Genomic DNA, 25,724 nt, shown 5'->3' on the forward strand with positions numbered 1-25,724 from the left:
AAATGGACAATGCCGATTCAGAACTGGAAACTGGCGATGAATCGATTTATGATTGATTTTGCTGATCGCCTAGACGATCACCGTTAAGTTGAAATGGGTGTTTACACAGAATTTGGGATAGGGTCGTTATAAGTTATCCCCAATAATTTGACAATGCCCTCTAATTTCCTCTGTGGAAATTTCAGTCATTAATTTATGTCCAAAATACTTCTTAATTTCCCTTTCGTAAGTCGCAAGTCTTAATGATCTTGTACTTTCCGCAAAATCAGTTTCGGCAATATATTTAAGTGCAAACGCTTCAAAATTATTCGCACTTTTTATTTGATTTTTCTTCTTCCGTTTTTCTGTGGCTGGAGAAATCCCATCACTCACCATTTTACGAGCCATCATTAGCTTTTCTCTTGCTTCAACAAGAGATATGCCGTCCTTTCCATATTTTCCTATTGTTAATGTTTCTCTTCGTCCGTTAATACGATAATCATACCTAAACGTAACCGTGCCGGCAGGAGATACAACAACGTACAATCCATCACGATCTGCTACTTTATAAGCCTTATCCTTTGCTTTTAAAGATTTAATTTTACTATCTGTCAGCATTCTCCCCCCTATTTTAAAATACCGTCAAATTAATGACGGTATTTTGATATTAAGGGATAAACAGGTCAATCTTTACCGACAATTTTTACGCAAAAAATTGAAATACTATGAAAAGCTGTGAATAAGTGGGATATTATTCCCACTCTATCGTAGCTGGGGGTTTTCCGCTAACATCATACACCACTCGAGAGATCCCGTTCACTTCGTTGATAATACGATTTGAGATTTTGCCTAATAGATCATAAGGTAAATGCGCCCAATGTGCGGTCATAAAGTCGATAGTTTCCACTGCACGTAATGAAACAACCCAATCATATTTACGTCCATCGCCCATTACGCCCACTGATTTGACTGGTAGGAACACAGTAAAGGCTTGGCTGACTTTGTAGTACCAGCCTGAAGCGTGTAGTTCTTCCATAAAGATCGCATCGGCACGGCGGACTAAATCGCAGTATTCTTTTTTGATTTCACCTAACACACGCACGCCTAAGCCTGGGCCTGGGAATGGGTGGCGGTTGAGCATTTCAACTGGTAAGCCTAGTGCCAAGCCGATTTTACGCACTTCGTCTTTGAATAATTCACGCAATGGCTCAACTAAGCCTAATTTCATATAATCCGGCAAGCCACCTACGTTGTGGTGCGATTTGATCACGTGTGCTTTGCCTGTTTTGCTGGCAGCGGATTCGATCACATCTGGGTAAATCGTGCCTTGTGCTAGCCATTTCACTGAAGTCAATTTTTTCGACTCATCATCAAACACATCAACGAAGACTTTACCGATGGTTTTGCGTTTCGCTTCAGGTTCATCAATGCCTTTAAGAGCATCTAAGAAACGATCTTCAGCGTTTACACGGACAATGTTTAAACCAAATTTATCGCCGAACATTTCCATCACTTGATCGCCTTCGTTTAAGCGTAATAAGCCGTTATCCACGAATACGCAGTGTAAGTTTTTGCCGATGGCACGATGTAAAAGTAGTGCGGTAACAGAGGAGTCCACGCCACCTGATAAGCCTAAAATCACTTCATCATCGCCAACTTGCGCTTTAATGCGAGCCACAGCATCTTCAATGATGTTTTCCGCTGTCCATTTGGTTTCGCAGCCACAAATGCCGACCACGAAATTTTTCAGTAGTTCTAAACCACTTTTCGTATGGGTCACTTCTGGGTGGAACTGCACACCATAGAAACGGCGATTTTCGTCCGACATTGCTGCAATTGGGCAAGTTGGGGTGACGCCTGTCACTTGGAAGTTTGACGGTAAACGAGTAACTTTATCGCCGTGGCTCATCCAAACGTCTAATTTTGGTTGAGAAGCGGTCAAATCATCGTTTAATTTTGCAAATAAACTGTCGGTTGCTTTTAACTCAACAGAGGCATAGCCAAATTCACGATGATCTGAAGTTTCAGTCAAACCGCCTAACTGCATCGCCATAGTTTGCATACCGTAGCAAATGCCAAGCACCGGCACGCCGGCGTTAAACACATATTCAGGCGCACGTGGGCTGTTTTCTTCGGTGGTACTTTCAGGACCGCCAGAAAGAATAATACCCGTTGGGTTAAATTCACGGATCTGTTCTTCCGTCACGTCCCAAGCCCAAAGTTCGCAGTAAACCCCAATTTCACGCACACGGCGTGCGATCAGTTGGGTATATTGTGAACCAAAGTCCAAAATTAAAATTTTATGGTTGTGGATGTTTGTCATTTTGTTTCTCTTGATATTTGATGGTTAAATTTTCTCCTGCTACAAGTTTTAGTAATGTGTAGCTTTCAGGTAGTATGGCATTAACTTCAGTATTTAGCTTGCTTGCTTTATTAGCAACAATAAGATTGCCATGTCGATTAGATTTTAAATTGCCCCCAAACTTATTAATTAATTCAATAATTTTACAATATTGAGCATCTATATTTGCTTTATCTTTTTTGTCAAATTGATAAAAATACATAATTGATTTTTCAACATTCCAAAATTTATTTAATAATTGATTATGGTAATTTAAAAAACTTTCAGGAGTTGAAGTAAAATCTTCTGAGCTGAATTGATAGATATAATTATCAAAATCTACGATAGCATTTATGAAATCTTTTCTTGCTTCAGGGATACGCTGAGCTCGCCACGACAAGGCCGTATAAAGTGCGACAATAAATAATAAAACTGTGCCGAATGCAATTATCCAATTTGTAACACTACCAGTATCAATTCTACTCCAGTCAGAAAAACCTAAACCAAATAGTATTCCAATTATTATACCAATAGATATTAAAAGAATTTGTTCTGTTATATTTTTCATTTTTTGTCAACCAAGCGGTCAAATTTCCACAAATTTTTGCAAAAACTAACCGTAATTTTGCCCCTACACACGGAAAAACTCACATGATTACGAGGCTCTAAGGACCTATGAGTTACTATGCAACTCTTTGTTCATTTGTAACTCCCAGCTCCGGAGGAGCTGAACTATGCGTAACCCCGTACGGCTTGCCGTGCGGGGAAAATATCGTTATTTCAACTTCTTTTTACTTTCCGCAATCATTTTCTTCGCCGATAAATCACTCACGACTTTTTTACCTGTTTTGCTCTCTAACTCTTGTAAAGCCACTTTAGCAACATTGCCACCTTGTTCGGCGACTTTTTGATTTTCTTCAAAGGTTTCAGGATTTACTGCTTGCGAAATATCTTTGGTTGAGGCTTCTGCAAGCATATTTAAAATCAACTCGGTGTTCGTCATATTATCGCGTAAGTTTTCTTTTTTTAATCCTTTGAATTGCTTATATTCTTTGGTAGTTTTTCCGCTCCACGCTTTAGTGATAATATCGGTTAAAACGGCAAATTGTTGCCCTTCTTTCACACCGCCCCGTTTCCATTCGTCCGTCAATTCTTTGCGGATTTCAATGCTTTTTAAACGTTGGTTAATCCAATTTTCCGAATAGCCTAATCGCAAGTAATCCTGCATTGCTCGATTGATAGTAAGTTCTGGATCTTGCAATTCATCTAAACGTTCACTTCCCACTTGTGCTAACCAAAGTTTAAATGGCTCAGCTTTCGGGGACGGAATGGATTGAATTAAGCGCAGTAGTTGCGGTACATCGGCTACGTCAGTTAGTCGTAACTTGCCATCTTCCGCTCTCATTTTCAACTGGTTACAATTTGTAACCGTTTCATTTCCTTCTTTTAATAAACGGCTTTTTAGAACTTTCCAATAGTTCCTTGCACCTTGATAATTGGGTTGTTCCGTCAAAATTTCGATTACATCAATAATCGAAAAATACCATTTTTCTTGTTCTTCGTCCCAAACGGAACGCACTTCTTTGTGTTCAAAAAGTTTGATGTCCATATTTTCAACCATTATTAAATTGCTAACTTAGTTTTGCTTATGCTGATTAAACCACCCAACATAATCAAACTGATCGTAAAAACGTTTCCCATTCAAACCGCAATACTCAAACAGATCGCCTATTTTTTGCTGTTGTTCAAAGCCTTGAATATAAACTGCGGAGGTTAGTTCTGGATATGGTTTATGGGTAAAGACAACTTTATTCTTAAACGGTAGTTGTTCAAATTCAAGCAGATCTTCATAGCGACAGCCATCTCGCTCTGCCATCATAATGAAAAGATTATTGAGATCCATTCGAGCGGTGCGTTCTTGCCATTTTTTTACAGCTTCTTGCTCTGAATGATAGTGCATAAAATAAATGTGAATATCGCCTAGTAGCCCAACGGGGTATTTTCTTTGAATTTCTTTGGGGAAAGTGATTTCTTGGGTTTGGTAGTGGGCAATATTTTTTACATATTTAATAAAATCAGTGGGGGTTAAAAATAAATTTACAAAAGGGGAATTAAAGCGTAAACCTAAATCGTGCAACATAAAAGCCCCTGTGCAGTTACTAGCAATTACAGTCAGGGTGTTAGTGTTTAATCGTTGGCGATTTTTGGCGTTGTGTTTTTTGCGAAAAAAATCGTTGATTTTATTTGTTATTTTTCTGATTAAAGGCATTTATATTCCTTGTTAGCGGTAAGATTTTCCCATTATTTTACCGCTTGTTTTCAGTATTATGTATCAAAGAAAGAAACAAGGGGCATCACGCTTGGTGTCCATCGAATAAAGCAGGACACCAAGCGTAGCAAAAAATTAACTCATTCGATAGTTCGGCGCTTCTTTCGTAATGGTTACATCGTGAACATGGCTCTCTTTGATACCTGCACCACTAATGCGGACAAATTGTGCTTTGGTGCGAAGTTCATCAATGGTTGCACAGCCAGTTAAGCCCATACAAGAGCGTAAACCACCCATTTGTTGATGGATAATTTCTTTGAGTAAGCCTTTGTAAGGAATGCGACCTTCGATACCCTCAGGAACTAATTTATCTGCGGCATTATCGGATTGGAAATAGCGGTCAGATGAACCTTTTGACATTGCCCCTAATGATCCCATTCCACGATAGGCTTTGAATGCTCGCCCTTGGTAAAGCTCGATTTCACCTGGAGCTTCTTCTGTGCCTGCAAACATTGAACCCACCATTACACAAGATGCACCTGCAGCAATTGCCTTAGCAATATCGCCTGAATAGCGGATACCACCATCTGCGATGACAGGAATGCCACGATCTTTTAAGGCTTCCGCCGCATCAGCAATTGCTGTGATTTGTGGCACACCTACGCCTGTAACAATACGAGTTGTACAAATTGAACCTGGACCGATACCAATTTTAACTGCGCTTGCTCCCGCATCAGCAAGGGCAATCGCACCTTCAGCAGTTGCCACGTTGCCTGCGACAATAGGTAAGTTCGGGTATTTCGCACGGGTTTCACGCACACGTTGTAACACACCCTCAGAGTGACCGTGGGAAGAGTCGATAAGCAAGACATCAACACCAGCCTGAACAAGAGCATCAATACGTTCTTCATTACCTGGACCAGCACCGACTGCCGCACCGACACGCAGACGACCTAACTCATCTTTACAGGCGTTCGGTTTTTGTTCAGCTTTTTGATAATCTTTAACGGTAATCATCCCTTTTAGTTTGAAGTTATCATCCACCATTAACACTTTTTCAACTCGGTGATCGTGCATAAGTTCTAAAATTTCTTCACGATTAGCCCCTTCTTTGATCGTCACTAAACGCTCTTTAGGTGTCATCACTTTAGAAACGGGCTTATTTAAATCACGCACAAAACGGGTATCACGAGCGGTGATAATACCTACAAGGTTATCTTCTGCATCTACGACAGGATAGCCTGCAAAACCATTTTTCTTCACTAATTCAGCTAACTCGCCTAATGTTAAATCAGGGGAAACGGTCACTGGTTCAGAAACGATACCGCTTTCAAACTTTTTCACTTTACGCACACGATCTGCTTGGCGTTCAATTGACATATTTTTATGGATAAAGCCAATTCCGCCCTCTTGAGCAAGGGAAATCGCTAACTTAGCTTCTGTCACGGTATCCATTGCTGCAGAAAGCATTGGGATATTTAAGCGAATGTCTTTGGTAAGTTGAGTAGAAAGGTTTGCGGTATTTGGAAGCACGGTAGAGTGTGCTGGGACAAGAAGAACATCATCAAAAGTCAGTGCTTCTTTAATTACTCGTAGCATTGCAATAGTTCCTTAATTTGAAAGTTAAAAAATAAAACTGGAAAAATTGCGAGCGGATTATACAGAGATTTAGTTGAGTTGTAAATTTACAAGTGGTTAGATTTGTTAAATTTTTTGCCAAAAAGATGGGCTATTAGCCCATCTATCTTTGTTAGACAATCTCGTAATACAACTCTTGATACTGCTGTGCCACTTTTGCCCAACCGAAATCTTGAGCAAGGGCATTTTGGCGTACACTCGACCACAATTTATTTTTACCCCATAAATTGATCGCACGCAGTACGGCATCGTAGAAATTATCTGCGTCAGGATAGTTAAACACAAATCCTGTTGCTGTGCGGTTTTCAATGCTTTCTTTGTGTGCGTCATTGACAGTATCGGCTAAACCACCTGTTCGGCGAACTAATGGTAGAGTACCGTATTTTAAGCCGTAAAGTTGGGTTAAACCACAAGGTTCAAAGCGACTTGGGACTAAGATAACATCACCACCTGCGATAATTTGGTGTGAAAGAGCTTCATCATAACCAATTTTTAAGCCGATTTTATGTGGGTAACGAGATTGTGCATCACGCAATGCCCATTCTAAGTCAGGCGATCCACTACCAAGCACTACAAGTTGAACGTTGTGTTGCATCATTTGGTCAATGCGTGCAAGTAAGAAATCTGCCCCTTTTTGTTCGGTTAAGCGAGTAACCATCACAAATAAGAGTGCATCTTTATCTTCTGGCAAGCCAAAGTAACGTTGTAGTTCCGATTTGTTTTTACCTTTACCTTGCATATAGTTCGGGCGGTAATTTGCCACGATGTTTGTGTCGGTTTCAGGGTTCCAAACAGCATCATCTACGCCATTTAAAATGCCACGCAATGCCCCTTCTGCAAGGCGTTGTTGCAGTAAGCCGTGCATTCCTGCCCCTGCAATTTGCTCAGTAATTTCACGAGCATAGGTTGGGCTTACGGTTGTTACACGATCTGCGTAGAATAAACCTGCTTTAAGATAGGAAATTTCGCCGTAAAATTCTAAACCGTGAACATTATAAAATTCCCAAGGCAAGGCTAATTCTGCTAAGTGGTAGGCTTGGAAACGTCCAGGGTAGGCGATATTGTGAATGGTGAAGACACTTTTAACAGGGCTGTTCCAGCTTTTGAGATAAGCACAAGCTAAACCTGCTTGCCAGTCGTGAGCGTGTAACACATCACTTCTGCCCCACCAATGATCTAAACCTGAAGCAAGTTGTGCTCCGAGATAACCTAATAGTGCAAAACGTTTGTAGTTATCGGTGTAATCTTGGTAGTTGTCGTCGTAGTAAGGTAAACGACGATCAAAGAGATGTGGGGCATCAATCACATATACGCCTAAGCCATTCAAATAAGCAAAACGAACAGTGACAACACCTGCAAAGGTACCGACGGTCGCAACTTCAACGGTTTCGCCTAACTTGGAAGCCACTTGTGGATAATAAGGAATTAATACTCGAACATCATTTCCAGCTGATTGTTGTGCATAGGGTAACGCTCCCATTACATCAGCAAGTCCGCCTGTTTTGATAAGCGGGTACATTTCTGAACAAATATGTAAAATTTTCATTAACTATTTACCAATTTAAATAAATTCTTCCCCCACTTGTGGGGGAAGTGGTTGAGTGAAACGAAACCGATGGGGGCAAATAATCCCCCATCCCCACCTTTGGTGGGACTTCCCCCGTAAACGGGGGAAGAATTATAAATTAAGCAGCCGCTTTATCTTTTGCCAATTTATCTAACATTTTTTGGCAAACTAAGACGATACCACCTTTACTGATACGGAAATATTTCGCATCTTCTTCTGGATTTACACCGATTTGTAAGCCATCTGGAATATCACAGTGACGGTCGATTACTGCACGTTTAATTACACAGTTTTTACCAATGTTCACTTGTGGAAGGATCACTGATTGTTCAATAATGGAATCTTCATGGACATGAACACGGCTAAAAAGTACTGAATTACTGATCTCTGCATCGGTAATCACACAGCCCCCTGCAATCAATGAGTTATCAAGGGTATGCGCACGCGCTTTTTTATAGAAGAAACGAGCTGGTGCAGTTTGTTGTGGACGACCGTGGATCGGCCAAGATTCGTCATATAAATCTAATTGAGGTTTTTCGCTGACTAAGTCCATATGGGCAGACCAGTAGCTATCAATCGTTCCTACATCGCGCCAGTAGATTGTTCCAGTGGTGTTACGACCTTCACAAGAACGCTCAAATGGGTGAGCATAAATCACTCCTTGTTCAACGGCTTTTGGAATAATGTCTTTACCAAAGTCGTGTGAAGTATCTGGGTTGCTGACTTCTTTTTCTAACATTTCATAGAGATAATCTGCGTCAAACACATAGATCCCCATAGACGCAAGAGATGAGTCTGGTTTGTCTGGCATTGCTGGTGGATCTGACGGTTTTTCCACGAAGGCTTTGACTTTTAATTTTTCATTAACCGCCATCACACCAAATTCCGTTGCTTGTTCACGTGGCACTTCGATACAACCTACGGTACATTTTGCCCCTGAATCAACGTGATCTTCAAGCATACGGTTGTAGTTCATTTTATAGATATGGTCACCCGCAAGAATAATCACATATTTTGGACGATAGTGCGATTTCATCATTTCCATATTTTGATAAACCGCATCAGCTGTACCACGATACCAAGTGTTCTCATCAATTTGTTGACGAGCTGGAAGCATATCAATGTATTGATTACGCTCATAAGGTAAGAATGACCAACCACGTTGTAAGTGGCGGAGTAGTGAATGCGCCGCATACTGTGTAATCACCCCAACTTTCAATAAGTTAGAGTTAATACAGTTGGAAAGGGCGAAGTCAATAATACGACGGCTACCACCAAAATAAACCGCAGGTTTTGCACGTTTGTCGGTTAATTCATAAAGGCGTGAACCACGACCGCCTGCTAAGATAAGAACTAAAGTTTGTGCAGTAAGATTACGTCTGTCAGTTGATGCTTCCTGTTTTAGCATATTGTTATCTCCAAATTGGGATGGTGAATATTAATTCCTTTGAAGTACACATACCTCAATGTGATTGAGAGTAACCGCAAGCGTATCGGTCATTAGAGTGGTTTCTTTTTCACCTAAAAGTATTTGCCAATCACCCTTAGGTAATAAAAATTGTTGCATTGCTTGTTTGGCATTGACCAAAATAAGCCATTTATCTTCTAATAGTATTTGTAAGGCTTTGGTTGAATAGTCTTGCCAATCTTTAAATTGAATAACATTCGCATCAGGGCGTAGCCACTGAACTTTTTCACCAGACCACCATTGATTATCACGAGATAACAAAGGGATCTGCTTACGAATAGCAATCAGCTTTGACGTATAATCAATCAATGCTTCGTCAGCGGTTTGCCAGTCAATCCAGCTAATCTCGTTATCTTGGCAATAGCTGTTATTGTTACCTTGTTGGCTATGCCCTAATTCATCACCAGCCAACAACATCGGTGTTCCGCCCGAGAGCAACATCGTCGCCAGCAGAGCTTTTTTCGCTAACTGCCGTTGCTCAATAATCGTTTTATCGTTGGTATCGCCTTCTACCCCGAAATTATGGCTGATATTATTTCCGTGTCCATCTCGATTTTGTTCACCATTTGCCAAATTATGTTTTTTGTTATAGCTGACTAAATCGTGCAAAGTAAAACCATCGTGAGCCGTAATAAAGTTCACACTGTTTGAAGGTAAACGATGGCGAGCAAAAATATCATCACTGCCTGCAAATCGGCGAACAAACAGCCCTAAATCACCGCTTGTTTGCAAAAAGAAACGACGCATATCATCACGGAAACGGTCGTTCCACTCGGCGAATGGTTTAGGGAATGCCCCTAATTGATAACCACTCCAGCCAATATCCCACGGCTCTGCAATCAACTTAACGTGAGATAATTTTGAATTACTATATACCGCCGTAAAAAAGGCGGATTTTTCCGAAAACGTTGGGGTACGTCCTAAGACTGCCCCTAAATCAAAACGGAAACCATCAACGTGACACTCTTTAACCCAATAGCAGAGGCAATCAATCACCCAACGCAACACCGCCACATCAGACGACACATTGAGCGTATTGCCACAGCCAGTCCAGTTTAGATAGTCACTATTATCAGTAAGCCAATAATATGCTTCATTATCAATGCCACGCTGAGATAGCGTTGGACCATCTTTACCAGCTTCCGCCGTATGATTAAAGACCACGTCCATAATCACTTCGATCCCTGCTTTATGAAGCGTTTTGACCAACTGCTTAAATTCCGTTAGCGGATCGGCTTTGTTATAAGCTAATTTAGGATCAACCGCAAAATGCCCTAAAACGTTATAACCCCAATAGTTGCATAACCCGATTTTTTGCAAATGCGGTTCATCAATGTGATAGGTAATCGGCAATAATTCCACTGCCGTTACCCCTAAACGTTTCAAATGAGCAATTGACGTTTCGTGGGCTAACCCTGCAAAAGTGCCTGCAATTTCGCTCGGCACTTTAGGATTAAGTTTACTAAACCCTTTAACGTGCGTTTCATAAATAATCGTTTCAGCCCAAGGGGTAAAAGGTTTATAGTCACCTTCCCAATCAAAAGTATCTCGTGCAACCACGACAGATTTTGGGGCTAGGTGAGCATTATCTCTCGGATCATTCCACTGAAACCATTTCACCGCTTCATCACTGGATAAATCAGGTTGTCCTACAATGCCATTTGCATAAGGATCTACCAGTAATTTATTGGGGTTAAACAGGTCGCCTTTTTCTTCATTTACACACCCTGTTACCCGATAGCCATATTGCGTCCCTGCTTTTAGACCGACCACAAACAAATGCCAAATTTCATCGGTTTTGATCATCGGTAAACGAATTTCTTTACCGTCGCAAAAAATTGCTAATTCCACACCGCTTGCACGGCGAGAAAACAATGCAAAATTTACGCCTTTTTCTCCATTTATTTCAGTTAATCGGCTACCTAATGGAAATGGTCTGCCTGCAAGGTACTTCATATACAGCCTTAGTACTTATTGTAGGGACACACTGCGTGTGTCCGACATCTTAAACAATTATATTATTTGAAATCTTCGCTCCCCCTGTTTACGGGGGGAGCTGGGCGAAGCCCTGAGGGGAGAACAATAATATCCCCCCTTCCGCCTTCGGCACCTTCCCCCGTAAACGGGGGAAGGGAATTTAATCAACTTTTTGTAACTACTACATAATGTAGAACATTTGAATTATTAGATTTGTAATTAATGGACACACGCAGTGTGTCCCTACATTATTTTGCTTTTTTTGCTTTTACTGCTTTGACTTTTTCCACTTTCGGCTCTTCCGCTTTTTTTTACCACTTTATGTAGATTTTTTCGCTTTTTTCACCGCTTGTGGTTTGGCTTCTTTGACGATAAAAATCGTCGCAAGCGGTGGGATAGTGAGCGAAATGGAATAAGGTTTGCCGTGCGACTCAATCTCTTCACATTGAATAGTACCGAAATTCCCTAAGTTACTACCCATATAGTAAGCTGAGTCTGAGTTGAGAATTTCTTTATATTCCGCATCTTCGTGAACGCCAAAACGGTAATTATCACGAGGGATCGGGGTAAAGTTACTGACCACAATAATGCTTGCTCCCTCTTTTGCTTTACGTTCAAAGGCAAACACAGACTGCTCTGCATCATCAACCACCAACCACTCAAAGCCAGCAGGATCGTAATCCAACTGATACAGTGCTGGATATTGACGATAAATACGGTTCAAATCACGCACCCAGTTCAACATACCTTTATGCCAACCGCCGTGTTCATCGTTAAGCAAGAACCAATCCAAACTCTCTTGATAATTCCACTCACGCCCTTGAGCAAACTCATTGCCCATAAAGAGCAATTTTTTACCTGGATAACCCCACATATAACCGTAATATGCTCTTAGGTTTGCAAACTGTTGCCAGCAATCCCCAGGCATTTTACCGAGTAACGAATATTTACCGTGAACGACTTCATCGTGGGAAAGCGGTAACATAAATTTTTCGCTATACTGATAAATCATACCGAATGTCATCAAATCGTGATGATATTTACGATAAATCGGCTCGGTCTTCATATAGCGTAATGTATCGTTCATCCACCCCATATTCCATTTATAATCAAAGCCTAAGCCGTGATGTTCCGTTGGGTGAGTAATACCAGCAAAAGAAGTGGACTCTTCCGCAATAGTCACACCGCCTTTGCCTTCTTTCGCTAACATATCATTCGTTGAACGTAAGAAATCTAACGCTTCCAAATTCTCACGACCACCATAGCGATTTGGGATCCACTCGCCATCTTTGCGAGAGTAATCACGATAAATCATTGAGGCAACCGCATCGACGCGCAATGCATCAATACCGAAACGCTCAATCCAATAAAGCGCATTACCCGTCAAATAGTTACGCACTTCGTGACGACCATAATTGAAAATCAAGGTATTCCAATCTTGGTGATAACCTTCTTTTGGATCGGAATGTTCATAGAGATGAGTACCATCAAAATACGCCAGACTATGTTCATCGGTTGGGAAATGTCCTACCACCCAGTCTAAAATCACATTAATCCCTGCTTCGTGAGCCTTACTGATTAAGGTGCGTAAACCTTCAGGTGAACCAAAACGACTGGTTGGGGCATAAATTCCTGTTGGTTGATAACCCCAAGAGCCATCAAATGGGAATTCTGTGACTGGCAATAACTCAATATGGGTAAAGCCCATTTCCTTCACATAAGGAATTAGCTCATTCGCAATCTCTTCATAATTTAGCCAATAGTTATTTTCTAAATTACGTCGCCAAGAGCCTAAATGCACTTCATAGACAGAAATCGGCTGATCAGGATCGTTCGCACGACGACGTTTCTCGTCACTCTCGACAATCGCAGGTAAACCAGAAGCAACAGAAGCCGTATCAGGACGGAATTGAGCTGAGAACGCATAAGGGTCTGATTTCAAACGGATTTGTCCATTTCTATCTAAAATTTCAAATTTATAGAGCGTTCCTTTTGGCAAGTTTGGCACAAAAATATCCCAAATACCGCTGTTTGGATGAAAACGCATTGAATGGCGACGACCGTCCCAATAGTTAAAATCACCCACCACAGATACACGGCGAGCATTCGGCGCCCAAAGGCTAAAGTGAATACCGCCAACTTCATTTTGGGTAACAAGATGAGCACCTAATTTTTCATAAGGGCGAACGTGGGTTCCTTCAGAAAGCAACCAATTATCTAAATCGGAAAAATGGGACTGGAAACGGTAAGGATCTTCAATATCAATTTCAGTGTGGGCATAACGCACTAACAAGCGGTAGGAAAGGTCAGTTTTTTCACCAACCAAATTCGCAGCAAAGAAGCCACGATCATCAATTTGCTCCATCTGCACAATCGGCTCACTGTTATCATTAATAACTGTTACCTGTTCTGCTTCAGGTAGATAAGCCCGAACAATCACGCCATCATCAACTTGATGAACCCCTAAATAAGCAAAAGGATCTTGGCAACACCCGTTCGCAAGCTGTTCTATGAATTGATTATCTTGCTTAAGTGAGGTGGTATTTTTAACTTTTTCTTTCATTTGCTCTCCTTGGCTGATTTATATACGCTGGGAATGATGAAATAAACGTTTGCGTAGCATTCTATTAAAAATAGCTTTACAAAACAATCACAATTTTTGATATAGATCATAATCTCATAGAGAAAAGCTCCAATAGTTAAAAATCAATAAGTTAAATAAAAAATGATAGATATAAAAAATTTTTCAAATGTATAAAAAATTTCATTTGAAATATGGAACTTAACTTTGTAAATAAAAGTAAATAAAGATGAATTACTTTATACTAACTCAGCAGTGCGGCACTGCCTAAAAGATAGGGAACGACTTCCATCGCATCAGATAAATGCACAAATAAGTGGCTGGTTTCCACCTTTGCATAAGCACAAACGCCCTGCGTTAAGCTGAGCGTAAATACAACAAAAAAGCGGTTAAAGTTGTTCAAACAATGATTTACCCAAGTAATCATTTTCATCTTTAACTCCTGCAAAGCACGCAAATAATCCGCTACCGATATGGGTAATGTATTCGTTCATCTTGTCGATATTGCCAAGGCTGTTTTGAATGGTAATAAATTGTTGCGGATCTTTTTGGAACGAGATAAACAACAAGCCTGCATCAAACTGCCCTGTTTTCGGATCAACACCGCTGGCATAAGAGAAGGAACGTCTTAACATCTGTAACCCTGTCTTTTTCGCCAAATGCAAATGGGAAATTTCAGGAATTACTGGATTGCCTTTTTCATCTTTCTGCTCAAGATTAACCGTATCAAACTCCTGTTTTTTACCAATCGGTGCACCGCTATCCCGATGGCGGCCAAAGGTTTCTTCCTGCCCGTTAAGATTTGTGCGATCCCAAGTTTCCAAATGCATTTGAATACGGCGAGCGACTAAAAATGTACCGTTTTTCAACCAGTTATCGCCCTGATACCAGATGGTTTCATCAAGAGCTTTGCCTTGCGGATTACCCGTACCGTCTTTAAAACCAAACAGATTGCGTGGCGTGTCGCCTCCTTCAAAGGAATTAAAACCGGCTTGGCTCCAACGCATCGTAATGTTCGCACGAGCAGCTCGCACCAAGTTACGCACGGCGTGGAATGCTACTTGCGGATCATTGGCACAGGCTTGAATACAGATGTCGCCTCCCGTGTAATGCTCTTTGAGCTGATCACGCGGAAAGTGCGGTAGATCTTTAAGCTGTTTTGGCTTGAATTGTGCGATACCCAGTTTATCAAAGAAAGATGCCGTGACACCAAAGGTCAGCGTGAGATTATACGGATAATAGATATTTTTAATTTTAGGCGTTGCTCTCGGCTCCAAGGCAAAAGCGGTGCCAGCCATCACGCCAGCACCCAATACCGCAGCTTGTTTAAGGAAGTCACGACGAGCAGTAGAATTTGTTCCGCTCATAACTTATCCCTATTTACCAAGAAGAATACCCATTTGAGCTAAAGGCTCGCCCAGTTTGTTCACTGCTTCTGCCAGTGCTTTAATCTCTTTATCCGTCAAAGTGTTGTAAGGCACGTAATCATAGCCGTCTTTTGACTTATTATGTTTCTCCAATAACACATTCACATCTTGGAAGCGATCAGCAATCTCTTTTGCCAATTTCGCATCTTTTTTCTCTAATTTTGCCTTAAAGATCTCATAAATTTTTTCCGCCCCTTCAATGTTGGCTTTGAAATCGTAAAGGTCAGTTTTTGAGAAAATCTCTTCTTCGCCCATTACTTTTGTGGTGGATACTTCATTTAACAAATCCACCGCACCGGTAATCATTAAATCAGGGGTTACTTCCTCCGTTGGAATTTTCGCACGCAATTCTTTCACATCTTTGATCAACTGATCAGCGGTCGCTTCTGTGCCTTTTGTGGTATTTTGCTCCCAAAGTACTTTCTCAATTTTATGGAAACCAGACCAATCTTTCTCGGTTTTTCCTTCTTCGCTTAAATCCGCAAGACGAGTATCAATACGAGGGTCTAAATCGCCAAAACTCTCTGCAATCGGCTCTGAACGCTCAAAGTACATACGTGCAAGCGGATAGATTTGCTTCGCTTTTTGCACATCACCAGCTTTCAAATACCCCACAAATTTCTCGGTATCTGTCACTAATTGATCGATTTGCCCAACGACAAATTCCTTATAAGTTTGGGTTTCTTTCGATAAATCCGTTGCAAAGACTGAACTGGCAACAAATAAACTTAAAATCGCAAGGGTGAGAGATTTTAAACGCATAGAAAGCTCCTTTGGTTTGTCTCATTAAGAGAAATAAATAAAACTTATTATCAATAAGAATAAAACTTTCATTTACGTTTTACAATTGAATTTACTACAAAATTAATAAAATTTTAATTTAGCTTAATTTTTAAGCTACAAAACAGTCAAAATAAAAACAGATTCTTTAAAAAGAAAAAAGCCGATCAACTATTTAGATGATCGGCATACAATAATTACATTTAATTTGACGTTACCGTTTCTTCGCAAACTCTTTTTCAAGTTCAGGTAACACTTCTTCACGATACCAACGAGGGTGGTGTTTCTTCGCCCAGCGGACTGTAACCCAACCTTCAACCATTCCTCGAATTGAACCTTTCACCCAGAATGCCATATACATATGCACCATGATGCCAGTGAACAACATAAAGGCACAAGCTGAGTGGAATAAGATCGCAATACGAATTACTGGAATTGAGAAATTATGTGCGAAATATTGACGCCACATAATAATTCCTGTAATCAGCAAGGTGAACATTGCAAGGATCAAAGTCCAGAACAACATTTTTTGACCAAGGTTATATTTGCCGTTGTCGGAAACTGCGTGTTCGTTACCTTTTAATACTTCCACAATGTTGATCAACCATACCCAGTCATTTTTCTCTGGAATATTATGATGCCAGTAAATACGAACCATATTTACGAAAGCAAGGAACATAATAATCCCTGTGAATGGGTGGATCATTCGGGCTAATTGTGGTGTACCTAAAATATCCACTAACCACGCAAAATCAGGGAAGAAGAATGCTAACCCTGATAAGCCAGTTGTGAAGAAGCAGATCACCAGTAACCAGTGGCTCCAACGAGCAGGCAATTTATGGCGAACGATTCGGTAATCGTTAGGGATTTGAATCTTACTCATCTTTGCCTCCTTTATGTTCTTCACCCTGTTCACCGTGGTGTTCTTCGTGTTCGTCAAGATCCTCTGTATTTGGACCGATTGCGATATAGTGTGCAATTTCAGAAAGAACCAAGCCGCCCATTGCCACTGCAGCAACTGGTTTGAGTACGTCTTTCCAAAGGGTGACACTTAAATCAATCTGCGGATCTTTCGGTAAACCTGAGTATAGCTCTGGCTTGTCTGCGTGATGTAACACATACATAACGTGTGTGCCGCCCACGCCTTCTGGGTCGTATAAGCCTGCATTTTCGTAGCCACGAGATTTGAGATCGGCAATGCGTTTAGACGCATATTCTTTCATCTCTTCTTTGCTACCAAAGCGGATTGCACCCGTAGGGCAGGTTTTCACACAAGCTGGCTCTTGTCCCACAGTGACACGATCCACACAGAGTGTACATTTGTACACACGGTGATCTTCAGGGTTCATTCGTGGAATATTAAACGGACAGCCTGCGATACAGTAACCACAGCCGATACATTTGTCTGATTGGAAATCTACAATACCGTTTGCGTATTGAATGATTGCACCTGGTGATGGGCAAGCCTTCAAACAGCCTGGCTCAGAACAGTGCATACAGCCATCTTTACGGATCAGCCATTCCAAGCGGTCGTTTTCTTCCACTTCGTTAAATCGCATTACCGTCCACGCTTTCGGATTGAGATCCGCAGGGTTGTCATAGACCCCAGTACAAGCTGCATCTGGGGTTGAACGAATGTCGTTCCACTCTGAACAGCCCACTTGACAGGCTTTACAGCCGATACAAGTGGTGACATCAATCAATTTCGCTACTTCCACTTGATGACTACGAGCCTGTGGCGGTGGAGTTAAGAATGAAATTGCAGAGGATTTAATAATATCTTGAGATTGAACTGTACTCATATTATGCCCCCACAATCTTCTCAATATTGACTAACATACATTTCGATTCAGGCGTTTGTGTATTTGCATCACCTGCACGAACCGTTAAGTTATTGGCAAAGAAACCTTTTTTCGCTCCAGTGGTTGCCGCAAAGCCCCAGTGGATTGGCACACCGATAGTGTGAATTGGTTTTCCATCTGACACTAATGGACGGATACGTTTTGTCACCACTGCGACCGCTTTAATATAGCCACGTTTAGAGCTGACTTTCACCATATCACCGTTATTAATGCCTTTTTCTTTCGCGAGTGCCTCGCCGATTTCCACGAATTGCTCCGGTTGAGCAATCACGTTTAAGAGAGCATTTTTCGTCCAGTAGTGGAAATGTTCCGTTAAGCGATATGTTGTCGCAACATAAGGGAACTCAGCAGAAGTACCAAGCTGTTCTTTATCCGTTGGAAAAATACGAGCAACTGGGCTTGAAACCACATTCGGGTGTAATGGGTTTGTGCCGATTGGCGTTTCCATTGGCTCATAGTGTTCTGGGAACGGACCATCAACCATACGCTCACGCACGAATAAGCAACTTACCCCTTCAGGTTGCATAATGTATGGCAATGTCGGGCTATCTGGCGGTGCAGCACCAAAGTCGGCAACGTCCACATAGTTCCAGTTTTTACCATTCCATTTAACAAGCTGACGTTTCGGGTTCCACGGTTTGCCTGATAAATCCGCAGAGGCACGGTTATAAATGATACGGCGGTTCATTGGCCACGCAAAGCCCCAACCTAAGGTATTACCTAAGTTAGATGGGTCTGAGTTATCGCGGTTTGCCATTTGGTTGCCTTTTTCTGTCCATTGACCCGTGTAGATCCAGCACGCACCTGAAGTCGTACCGTCATCACGCATTTGTGCAAAGCTTGAAAGTAGCTGACCTTTTTTCAAAATAACATTGCCATTTGCATCTAAAAGATCTTCTAAGGCATAGCCGTTATTCTCTTTTGCCACTTCTTCTGCTTTTGGTTCAAGTGGATTTGCATAGTTCCAGCTCATTGCCTCCAACGGTTCAAGCGGTGCTTTTCCGCCTTCTTTATGATAAAGGTGAATTAATTCCGCACGCAATTCAGAGAGGATTTCGCCGTCTGTTTTCGCCTCACCTGGTGGTTCTGCCCCTTTCCAGTGCCATTGTAACCAACGTCCAGAGTTAGCAATTGAGCCATCTTCTTCAACGAAACAAGTGGTTGGCAAGCGGAATACTTCTGTTTGAATTTCTTCGGTTTTCACGTCGTTAAATTCGCCGTAATTTTTCCAGAATTCAGAAGTATCGGTAATAAGCGGGTCGAAAATAACTAAATATTTCAAATTGCTTAATGCTTTAACAATTTTTTGAGAATTTGGATAAGAAGCAATTGGGTTCATTCCTTGACAGAAGAAACCTGTTACCTTGCCTTGATACATTTCTTCAATGTAACGCATATGATCCATTCCGTCTTTTGGTAATTTAGGCAAGTAATGGTAGCCAAATTCATTATCTTTCGTCGCTTTATCACCATAGAAGGATTTCAGCATACTCACCATAAATTTCGGTGTATTTGCCCAATAGTTCACCTGATCTTTCATCATCTGTTTCGGCGTAATACGTCCTAAGAATTTCTCTAAAGAAGTATCCGCTTCCGTTGGTAATGGAAGATAAGCTGGTAAACGATTTGGGAATAAACCTAAGTCGGTGATACCTTGTACGTTTGAGTGCCCACGCAATGCGTTCACACCGCCACCTGCAACCCCAATGTTACCTAATAACAACTGGATAATTGCCATTGTACGGATATTTTGTGAACCCACAGTATGCTGTGTCCAACCTAACGCATAAAGGAACGTTGCCGCTTTTTCTGGTGCAGCAGTTTTCGCAATTTCTTCACAGAAAATGTGGAAATCTTTTTGTGGTGTACCCGTAATACGTTCAACCATTTCAGGCGTATAACGTGAAACGTGTCCTTTTAGCATATTGATCACACAACGTGGATCTTGCATTGTCATATCACGTTTTGGTTGCCCTTCTTCATCAAATTGATAACCCCAAGTTGAACGGTCGTATTTACGCGTTTCAGGGTCATAACCTGAGAATAAACCGTCTTCAAACTTAAAGTTTTCATTCACTAAGAATGTCGCATTGGTATAGTGTTTAACGTATTCGTGTTGGATCTTATCGTTTTCTAAGAGATAACGAATAACACCCGATAAGAATGCAATGTCAGTACCTGGACGAAGTGGCATATAAATATCCGCCACAGCAGCAGTACGGTTAAAGCGTGGATCAACCACCATTAACTTCGCACCGTTCTGTTTTTTCGCCTCAATCGCCCAACGGAAGCCAACAGGGTGGGCTTCTGCGGCGTTACCGCCCATTACAATAACGAGATCAGCGTTTTTAATGTCAACCCAGTGGTTAGTCATCGCACCGCGACCAAATGATGGAGCAAGACTTGCTACCGTTGGTCCGTGTCAGATACTCGCTTGGTTGTCAGTAAAAACGATACCGAGAGAACGTACAAATTTTTGAGTAAGAATACCCGTTTCATTACTACACGCAGAGCCTGCTAAGAAACCTGCTGTCATCCAACGGTTTACCGTTTCACCCGCTTCATTTTTCTCAATAAAGTTAGCATCACGGTCATCTTTCATATGGCGAGCAACACGCTCAATTGCTTCGTGCCAAGAAATACGTTTCCACTCTTTTGAGCCTGCTTCACGCACTTCTGGATAACGTACACGGCGATCACTATTTACATAATCTAACGCACCAGCACCTTTCGGACATAACGCCCCACGGCTCACTGGGTGGTCTGGGTCCCCTTCAATATGAATAAGTTTCCCACGACTATTCATTGCTCCATCGCCAAGACTGTATAGCAACATACCACAGCCTACAGCACAATAAGTACAGGTGTTACGAGTTTCTTTTGCTCGTAATAGTTTGTATTCACGAGGTGCGGCTAATGCTGTTGCTGGGGCAAATCCCAACATAGCAGCAGACGTACCTGCCATACCACCTGCACAGATCTTGAAGAATTTTCTTCTACTGACCTGCATAAATCACTCCAAACCGCATTTGCGGTGTTTATTAATAAATAATAAAATTTTGTCTATTAACTAGGATTAAATACTAAATGAATTTCAGAAGGCGATTAGTAAATAAAAAATCTCCATAATGCCTTATTTTACAATTATTATGTATCAGATATTTTTCTGTTAAATAAGCCCCTTTGTAATAGTACACATCATCGGAAATTTTTATAATAGGGTTATTTTTTTTATTTTCTCAAAAAATAACGCTTGATTTTCTCTTGTTTTTTGCCTTTGTTTTTTAGCATCAACAAATGCCAAAATGGAAAATGTAACAAGTCCTAGGCAAAAAACAAAGACTAAATATTTAATAAATAACATAATTTAATCCTTTATAAAATAGTTTTAACAACCTAACAAAATAATTAATGATATTATCCTACTAAACCAACTTAAAAAGCAGCACTATTACGGATTAATTACCATCTATTTGATATAAGCTAAAATTCTGTAAATGATACAATTTTTTAACAAAATAAACTACTTAATAAACAAATTTTTTCGAGGAATAATGTGAAGAAGATCACAAAATCTGATGTAGATCGACTTTTTGTTGAGAATGGTTCTCTACAACAGCAATTTCAACAAGATAATATCATCAGAGAAGTGCCTGTGGCTCTCGTTTATAATGGAATTTCACATACAGTTATGATGTGTACCCCCGACAATTTAGCCGATTTTGCCTTAGGTTTTTCCCTTGCCGAAGGGATTTTAAAACAGAAAAGCGACCTCTACGGCTTAGACATTGTTGAAAGTTGTAACGGCATCGAAATCCAAATGGAAATTTCCACTCGTCAATTCACTCAATTGAAAGAGAAACGTCGTTCAATGGCAGGCAGAACAGGCTGTGGCATCTGTGGGGTTGAACAACTTGAACAAGTCAAACAGAGTTACCAAACTTTTCCACAATCGCACCGCTTGTCAAATATATCCCCTTTAATCTTAGATGATTGTTTAGCTCAATTAGAACAGGCTCAAACTCTTGCTAAAGAAACTGGGGCAAGCCACGCTGCTGCTTTTTTTAGCCCTGACGGCACACTCTTAGCTATCCGAGAAGATGTAGGGCGACACGTTGCCTTAGATAAACTGTTAGGCTGGTATGCAAAAGAAAATGCCCCACTTGGCTTTGTGTTTGTCACAAGCCGAGCCAGTTTTGAAATGGTACAAAAATGTTTAGCTTGTGGCATTGAAATGCTTTGTGCGATTTCGGCTACCACTGAAATGGCAGTCAATATCGCAAGGGAAAACGACTTTACACTACTCGCTTTTACTCGAAAAGGAAAGGCAACAGTCTATTCGGGGGGTAATCGTTTGTATTTTATTAAATAACCCATAATAACATCCGCATACAAAACATGCGGATGTTATTTTATCTCAAAGAGAAATTAAGCATTACCGCCAGTGATTTTCGCTACTTCTGCTGCGAAATCTTCTTCAACTTTCTCAATACCTTCACCTACTTCTAAACGAACGAAGTTAGCTACAGAGGTATTAACTGATTTTAAGTAAGCACCTACAGTTTGTGATGGATCCATAACGAATGGCTGACCAGTTAATGAAACTTCGCCAGTGAATTTCGCCATACGACCTTCAACCATTTTCTCTGCGATTTCTTTTGGTTTACCAGAGTTCATTGCGATTTCGATTTGGATTTCACGCTCTTTAGCAACGACTTCCGCAGAAACATCTTCTGGGTTTACGAAATCAGGTTTAGACGCAGCAACGTGCATTGCAACTTTCTTAAGTTCTTCTTCAGCACCTTGACCAGCAACTAATACACCGATTTTAGCACCGTGTAAGTATTGTGCAATCACTTGACCTTCTAAGTATTGAACACGACGGATGTTCATGTTCTCACCAATTTTAGCCACTAATGCAGCACGTTTTTCTTCGAATTGTGCTTGTAATGCTTCGATTGATGTACCTTTGTTTGCAAGTGCATAATCTGCCACTTCGTTTGCTAAACCAACGAAACCTGCATCTTTTGCTACGAAGTCAGTTTCGCAGTTCATTTCAACTAACACACCGAAACCTGCACCGATACGAGCAAGGATAACACCTTCAGCTGCTACACGACCTGCTTTTTTCGCTGCTTTCGCTTGACCTGATTTACGCATATTGTCGATAGCTAATTCGATATCACCGTTTGCTTCTACTAACGCTTTTTTACATTCCATCATACCAGCGCCAGTACGCTCACGAAGTTCTTTTACTAATGCTGCTGTAATTTCAGCCATTTTTTATTCCTCTCTTAATAGATAAAAAAGCAGGGGTATAATTGCCCCTGCTTCACAATGTTGAATGTGTTTTAAGGGCTTGCCTTAAAGACGATTACTCAGCCGCTTCTTCTGCAACAAATTCAGCAGCAACGGTTTCTTGACCACGACCTTCTTTGATTGCTGCTACTGCTGCATCTAAGTAAAGTTGGATCGCACGCGCTGCATCATCGTTACCTGGGATAACGTAGTTTACGCCAGCTGGGCTTGCGTTAGTATCAACGATAGCAAATACAGGAATACCTAAGTTATTTGCTTCTTTGATTGCGATATGCTCGTAGTCTGCACCGATAACGAAAATTGCATCAGGAAGACCAGACATATCTTTGATACCGCCTAAGCTTAATTCAAGTTTAGCCATATCACGAGTACGGTCTAATGCTTCTTTCTTCGTTAATTTGTCGAAAGTGCCGTCTTGTGATTGCGCTTCTAAATCTTTTAAGCGTTTGATTGATTGACGAACTGTTTTCCAGTTAGTCAACATACCACCTAACCAACGGTGGTTTACATAGAATTGTTGGCTTTCTACTGCTGCTGCTTTAACTGCGTCAGATGCTGCACGTTTTGTACCAACGAAAAGAATTTTACCGTTGTTGCTTGCAATGCGAGTTAATTCTGCTAATGCATCGTTGAATAATGGTAATGTTTTCTCTAAGTTGATGATATGAACACCGTTACGAGCACCGAAGATGAAAGGTTTCATTTGTGGGTTCCAGTAACGAGTTTGGTGACCGAAGTGAACGCCTGCGTTAAGCATATCGCGCATAGATACTTGTGCCATAAGAATAGTTTCCTTGTTGTTGTTTCTGCCGCGGCAGAAAGGGTTTTGCCTCCACATATCCTAAGTCATCGACCGTTTTTCAACAGCACCCCGACGCTTAGTCTGCGATATGTGTGTGATTTAGTGAATAAAAAATAAAATGTTTTTTGCCTACATTAATCTGCAAGGACAAAAAACGGGCGGATTTTACTTGAATCTGAAGCAAAAAACCAGTACTTTTCAATAAAACGTGTACAAGATTTTGAAAATTTATATATTAAGAAATTATTCCAATAGAATAACAACTAGTTTCGTAACATTATGCTATTGTTCCTCACGTTTAAACACCAATTCGGTGTCTGTTGAAGCCGTTTCATCAAACCAATAGCCACCATAATTAAAGGCTTTAAGCTGTTCAACGCTGGTTGGTTGGGTCTGCAACATAAACCGCACCATCATTCCACGGGCTTTTTTCGCATAAAAGCTAATCACTTTGTATTTGCCATTCTTTTCGTCTAAGAAAACGGGTTTGACAATTTTTGCGGTTAATCTCTCCGCTTGCACCACCCCGAAGTATTCATCAGAAGCAAGATTGACTAAGATGTTATCTTCTTGTGCATCAATAGCTTGCTGGAGATGTTGAGTAATGATGTTATCCCAAAAGTGATATAAATCTTTGCCTTTTGGGTTAGCCAATTTCGTTCCCATTTCTAAACGGTACGGCTGCATTAAATCTAAAGGTTTTAATAAGCCATATAGCCCCGATAACATACGCAAATGGCGTTGAGCATAGTCGATTTCAGCATTGGTTAGTGTTTCTGCTTCTAAGCCCGTATAAACATCACCTTTAAAAGCAAATAATGCCGCTTTGGCGTTTTGCTCATTGTGTTCCATTGTCCATTCGGCAAAGCGAGCAACATTTAGGCTTGCCAGTTTGTCGCTAATTGACATCAATGATGCCACTTCCGCAGGGGAAAATTGTTTGCAAATATCAATTAATTGCTGGCTGTAAGCGGTTAGTTCAGGCTGAGAAAATACAAATCCGTCAATTTTAGTTTCAAAATCAAGGGTTTTGGCTGGGGAAATAATGGCAAGCATTTTGACCTCAAATTAGTTTGATAGATAGAATTAAATGGCTAGCTTCTTAGCTCTAATACTGTTTCTGGGTGGCGAGCAGCAATTTTTAATAATGTGGCAGCTGCACCTGTTGGCTTACGTCTGCCCTGTTCCCATCCTTGTAAAGTGCGTACCGAAATGCCCATCACTTTCGCAAAAGCAGATTGTGATAAGCCTGTTTTCTGGCGTGCTTCTATTACTTCATTTGTTATCTGTCTCTCTGCACATTTCCCCATTTTAATTTGTCTTACGGAGGCAAGAAGTAACTCGCCCAACTCATCCTCAGTAAATTCATATTCCACTGCGTTAATATGGTTCAAATCTATAGCCATACTTCTAACTCCTGTTTCAATTGTTTCAATATATGTGCTGGGATATTTTCAGATTTAGCTTTCGTATAAATCAATAATAAACAAATTTTGCCATTTTCTAGGCGATTAAAGTAAATTACTCGACAACCACCCTGTTTTCCCATACATTGACGATGCCAACGTAATTTTCGACAACCACCTGAAGCAGGAATAACATCACCACATTCTGGCTCAGAAGCAATAAATGTCGCAAGTTCCTCTTGCTCTTTTTGCGTTAAAATATCAGCAACTAACTTAGTATAAATCTCAGACTCAACGATAGTGTACAC

23 protein-coding genes are annotated in these 25,724 nt (G+C 40.9%); 1 reads left to right on the forward strand and 22 read right to left on the reverse strand.

Going from position 1 to position 25,724, the window contains the following annotated elements:
• Window positions 1–126 precede the first annotated feature (126 nt).
• From B0183_RS00005 to B0183_RS12195, 17 genes are all read right to left on the reverse strand, one after another.
• Complete coding sequence (locus B0183_RS00005; protein ID WP_078208139.1) at window positions 127–597, reverse strand: Arm DNA-binding domain-containing protein; 471 nt, start codon at window positions 595–597, stop codon at window positions 127–129.
• A 133-nt stretch (window positions 598–730) separates the two neighbouring features.
• Window positions 731–2,302, reverse strand: a complete 1,572-nt coding sequence (gene guaA, locus B0183_RS00010; protein WP_078208140.1) for a glutamine-hydrolyzing GMP synthase — start codon at window positions 2,300–2,302, stop codon at window positions 731–733.
• Complete coding sequence (locus tag B0183_RS00015) at window positions 2,280–2,888, reverse strand: hypothetical protein (RefSeq protein WP_021113517.1); 609 nt, start codon at window positions 2,886–2,888, stop codon at window positions 2,280–2,282. Before B0183_RS00015 ends, guaA begins: the two co-directional genes overlap by 23 nt.
• Window positions 2,889–3,095: 207 nt before the next feature.
• Entirely contained in the window at window positions 3,096–3,929 is an 834-nt protein-coding gene (locus B0183_RS00020; RefSeq protein WP_234802011.1) for a BRO family protein, read from the reverse strand.
• Between the two features lie 27 nt (window positions 3,930–3,956).
• Window positions 3,957–4,589: a DUF1919 domain-containing protein gene (locus B0183_RS00025; protein ID WP_016528013.1), complete on the reverse strand. Its 633-nt coding sequence runs from the start codon at window positions 4,587–4,589 to the stop codon at window positions 3,957–3,959.
• Between the two features lie 135 nt (window positions 4,590–4,724).
• Window positions 4,725–6,188: an IMP dehydrogenase gene (gene guaB / locus B0183_RS00030; RefSeq protein WP_005712302.1), complete on the reverse strand. Its 1,464-nt coding sequence runs from the start codon at window positions 6,186–6,188 to the stop codon at window positions 4,725–4,727.
• A gap of 151 nt (window positions 6,189–6,339) precedes the next feature.
• Window positions 6,340–7,773 carry a glycogen synthase GlgA gene (gene glgA / locus B0183_RS00035; protein WP_016528014.1) on the reverse strand — a complete coding sequence of 478 codons (1,434 nt, stop codon included), beginning with the start codon at window positions 7,771–7,773 and terminating at the stop codon, window positions 6,340–6,342.
• A 139-nt stretch (window positions 7,774–7,912) separates the two neighbouring features.
• Window positions 7,913–9,202, reverse strand: a complete 1,290-nt coding sequence (gene glgC / locus B0183_RS00040) for a glucose-1-phosphate adenylyltransferase (RefSeq protein WP_021116791.1) — start codon at window positions 9,200–9,202, stop codon at window positions 7,913–7,915.
• Window positions 9,203–9,232: 30 nt separating this feature from the next.
• The gene (glgX, locus tag B0183_RS00045; RefSeq protein WP_075592995.1) at window positions 9,233–11,218 is read right to left on the reverse strand and encodes a glycogen debranching protein GlgX; all 1,986 of its coding nucleotides are present in this window, start codon (window positions 11,216–11,218) and stop codon (window positions 9,233–9,235) included.
• Between the two features lie 340 nt (window positions 11,219–11,558).
• Window positions 11,559–13,802, reverse strand: coding sequence for a 1,4-alpha-glucan branching protein GlgB (glgB, locus tag B0183_RS00050; protein WP_078208141.1), 2,244 nt, complete (start codon window positions 13,800–13,802; stop codon window positions 11,559–11,561).
• A 262-nt stretch (window positions 13,803–14,064) separates the two neighbouring features.
• On the reverse strand, window positions 14,065–14,253 hold the full coding sequence (locus tag B0183_RS00055; RefSeq protein ID WP_038514082.1) for a hypothetical protein: 189 nt from the start codon (window positions 14,251–14,253) through the stop codon (window positions 14,065–14,067).
• Complete coding sequence (locus tag B0183_RS00060) at window positions 14,210–15,187, reverse strand: Dyp-type peroxidase (RefSeq protein ID WP_078208142.1); 978 nt, start codon at window positions 15,185–15,187, stop codon at window positions 14,210–14,212. Before B0183_RS00060 ends, B0183_RS00055 begins: the two co-directional genes overlap by 44 nt.
• Before the next feature lie 9 nt (window positions 15,188–15,196).
• Window positions 15,197–16,009: an iron uptake system protein EfeO gene (efeO, locus tag B0183_RS00065; RefSeq protein ID WP_078208143.1), complete on the reverse strand. Its 813-nt coding sequence runs from the start codon at window positions 16,007–16,009 to the stop codon at window positions 15,197–15,199.
• Window positions 16,010–16,241: 232 nt separating this feature from the next.
• Complete coding sequence (locus tag B0183_RS00070) at window positions 16,242–16,910, reverse strand: formate dehydrogenase subunit gamma (RefSeq protein WP_021116784.1); 669 nt, start codon at window positions 16,908–16,910, stop codon at window positions 16,242–16,244.
• Window positions 16,903–17,829 (reverse strand): formate dehydrogenase subunit beta, encoded by a 927-nt coding sequence (gene fdxH / locus B0183_RS00075; RefSeq protein WP_010786847.1) that lies wholly within the window; start codon window positions 17,827–17,829, stop codon window positions 16,903–16,905. Before fdxH ends, B0183_RS00070 begins: the two co-directional genes overlap by 8 nt.
• 1 nt (window position 17,830) lies before the next feature.
• Window positions 17,831–20,899 (reverse strand): formate dehydrogenase-N subunit alpha, encoded by a 3,069-nt coding sequence (gene fdnG, locus B0183_RS00080; protein WP_147285047.1) that lies wholly within the window; start codon window positions 20,897–20,899, stop codon window positions 17,831–17,833.
• A 201-nt stretch (window positions 20,900–21,100) separates the two neighbouring features.
• The gene (locus B0183_RS12195) at window positions 21,101–21,253 is read right to left on the reverse strand and encodes a hypothetical protein (protein ID WP_160148335.1); all 153 of its coding nucleotides are present in this window, start codon (window positions 21,251–21,253) and stop codon (window positions 21,101–21,103) included.
• 192 nt (window positions 21,254–21,445) lie between these two features.
• Here B0183_RS12195 and fdhD point away from each other — a divergent pair, with 192 nt between their 5' ends.
• Window positions 21,446–22,261: a formate dehydrogenase accessory sulfurtransferase FdhD gene (fdhD, locus tag B0183_RS00090; protein WP_035493633.1), complete on the forward strand. Its 816-nt coding sequence runs from the start codon at window positions 21,446–21,448 to the stop codon at window positions 22,259–22,261.
• 56 nt (window positions 22,262–22,317) lie between these two features.
• Here fdhD and tsf read toward each other — a convergent pair whose 3' ends face one another.
• From tsf to B0183_RS00115, 5 genes are all read right to left on the reverse strand, one after another.
• Entirely contained in the window at window positions 22,318–23,169 is an 852-nt protein-coding gene (gene tsf, locus B0183_RS00095; RefSeq protein WP_010786850.1) for a translation elongation factor Ts, read from the reverse strand.
• A 94-nt stretch (window positions 23,170–23,263) separates the two neighbouring features.
• Window positions 23,264–23,989 carry a 30S ribosomal protein S2 gene (gene rpsB, locus B0183_RS00100; RefSeq protein ID WP_005712277.1) on the reverse strand — a complete coding sequence of 242 codons (726 nt, stop codon included), beginning with the start codon at window positions 23,987–23,989 and terminating at the stop codon, window positions 23,264–23,266.
• Window positions 23,990–24,292: 303 nt separating this feature from the next.
• Window positions 24,293–25,066 (reverse strand): peroxide stress protein YaaA, encoded by a 774-nt coding sequence (yaaA, locus tag B0183_RS00105; RefSeq protein ID WP_021113504.1) that lies wholly within the window; start codon window positions 25,064–25,066, stop codon window positions 24,293–24,295.
• 38 nt (window positions 25,067–25,104) lie between these two features.
• Window positions 25,105–25,416, reverse strand: coding sequence for a helix-turn-helix domain-containing protein (locus B0183_RS00110; protein WP_035496156.1), 312 nt, complete (start codon window positions 25,414–25,416; stop codon window positions 25,105–25,107).
• Window positions 25,407–25,724 (reverse strand): hypothetical protein, encoded by a 318-nt coding sequence (locus B0183_RS00115; protein ID WP_021113502.1) that lies wholly within the window; start codon window positions 25,722–25,724, stop codon window positions 25,407–25,409. Before B0183_RS00115 ends, B0183_RS00110 begins: the two co-directional genes overlap by 10 nt.

The sequence above is a fragment of the Glaesserella parasuis genome (assembly GCF_002015085.1).
In the GTDB taxonomy this organism is placed as follows: Bacteria; Pseudomonadota; Gammaproteobacteria; order Enterobacterales; family Pasteurellaceae; genus Glaesserella; species Glaesserella parasuis.

What these genes read in the sequence shown, in the direction of transcription:
- B0183_RS00005 (WP_078208139.1), bottom strand. Translation starts at nt 597, where the DNA reads ATGCTGACAGATAGTAAAATTAAATCTTTAAAAGCAAAGGATAAGGCT.
- guaA (WP_078208140.1), bottom strand. Translation starts at nt 2,302, where the DNA reads ATGACAAACATCCACAACCATAAAATTTTAATTTTGGACTTTGGTTCA.
- B0183_RS00015 (WP_021113517.1), bottom strand. Translation starts at nt 2,888, where the DNA reads ATGAAAAATATAACAGAACAAATTCTTTTAATATCTATTGGTATAATA.
- B0183_RS00020 (WP_234802011.1), bottom strand. Translation starts at nt 3,929, where the DNA reads ATGGACATCAAACTTTTTGAACACAAAGAAGTGCGTTCCGTTTGGGAC.
- B0183_RS00025 (WP_016528013.1), bottom strand. Translation starts at nt 4,589, where the DNA reads ATGCCTTTAATCAGAAAAATAACAAATAAAATCAACGATTTTTTTCGC.
- guaB (WP_005712302.1), bottom strand. Translation starts at nt 6,188, where the DNA reads ATGCTACGAGTAATTAAAGAAGCACTGACTTTTGATGATGTTCTTCTT.
- glgA (WP_016528014.1), bottom strand. Translation starts at nt 7,773, where the DNA reads ATGAAAATTTTACATATTTGTTCAGAAATGTACCCGCTTATCAAAACA.
- glgC (WP_021116791.1), bottom strand. Translation starts at nt 9,202, where the DNA reads ATGCTAAAACAGGAAGCATCAACTGACAGACGTAATCTTACTGCACAA.
- glgX (WP_075592995.1), bottom strand. Translation starts at nt 11,218, where the DNA reads ATGAAGTACCTTGCAGGCAGACCATTTCCATTAGGTAGCCGATTAACT.
- glgB (WP_078208141.1), bottom strand. Translation starts at nt 13,802, where the DNA reads ATGAAAGAAAAAGTTAAAAATACCACCTCACTTAAGCAAGATAATCAA.
- B0183_RS00055 (WP_038514082.1), bottom strand. Translation starts at nt 14,253, where the DNA reads ATGAAAATGATTACTTGGGTAAATCATTGTTTGAACAACTTTAACCGC.
- B0183_RS00060 (WP_078208142.1), bottom strand. Translation starts at nt 15,187, where the DNA reads ATGAGCGGAACAAATTCTACTGCTCGTCGTGACTTCCTTAAACAAGCT.
- efeO (WP_078208143.1), bottom strand. Translation starts at nt 16,009, where the DNA reads ATGCGTTTAAAATCTCTCACCCTTGCGATTTTAAGTTTATTTGTTGCC.
- B0183_RS00070 (WP_021116784.1), bottom strand. Translation starts at nt 16,910, where the DNA reads ATGAGTAAGATTCAAATCCCTAACGATTACCGAATCGTTCGCCATAAA.
- fdxH (WP_010786847.1), bottom strand. Translation starts at nt 17,829, where the DNA reads ATGAGTACAGTTCAATCTCAAGATATTATTAAATCCTCTGCAATTTCA.
- B0183_RS12195 (WP_160148335.1), bottom strand. Translation starts at nt 21,253, where the DNA reads ATGTTATTTATTAAATATTTAGTCTTTGTTTTTTGCCTAGGACTTGTT.
- tsf (WP_010786850.1), bottom strand. Translation starts at nt 23,169, where the DNA reads ATGGCTGAAATTACAGCAGCATTAGTAAAAGAACTTCGTGAGCGTACT.
- rpsB (WP_005712277.1), bottom strand. Translation starts at nt 23,989, where the DNA reads ATGGCACAAGTATCTATGCGCGATATGCTTAACGCAGGCGTTCACTTC.
- yaaA (WP_021113504.1), bottom strand. Translation starts at nt 25,066, where the DNA reads ATGCTTGCCATTATTTCCCCAGCCAAAACCCTTGATTTTGAAACTAAA.
- B0183_RS00110 (WP_035496156.1), bottom strand. Translation starts at nt 25,416, where the DNA reads ATGGCTATAGATTTGAACCATATTAACGCAGTGGAATATGAATTTACT.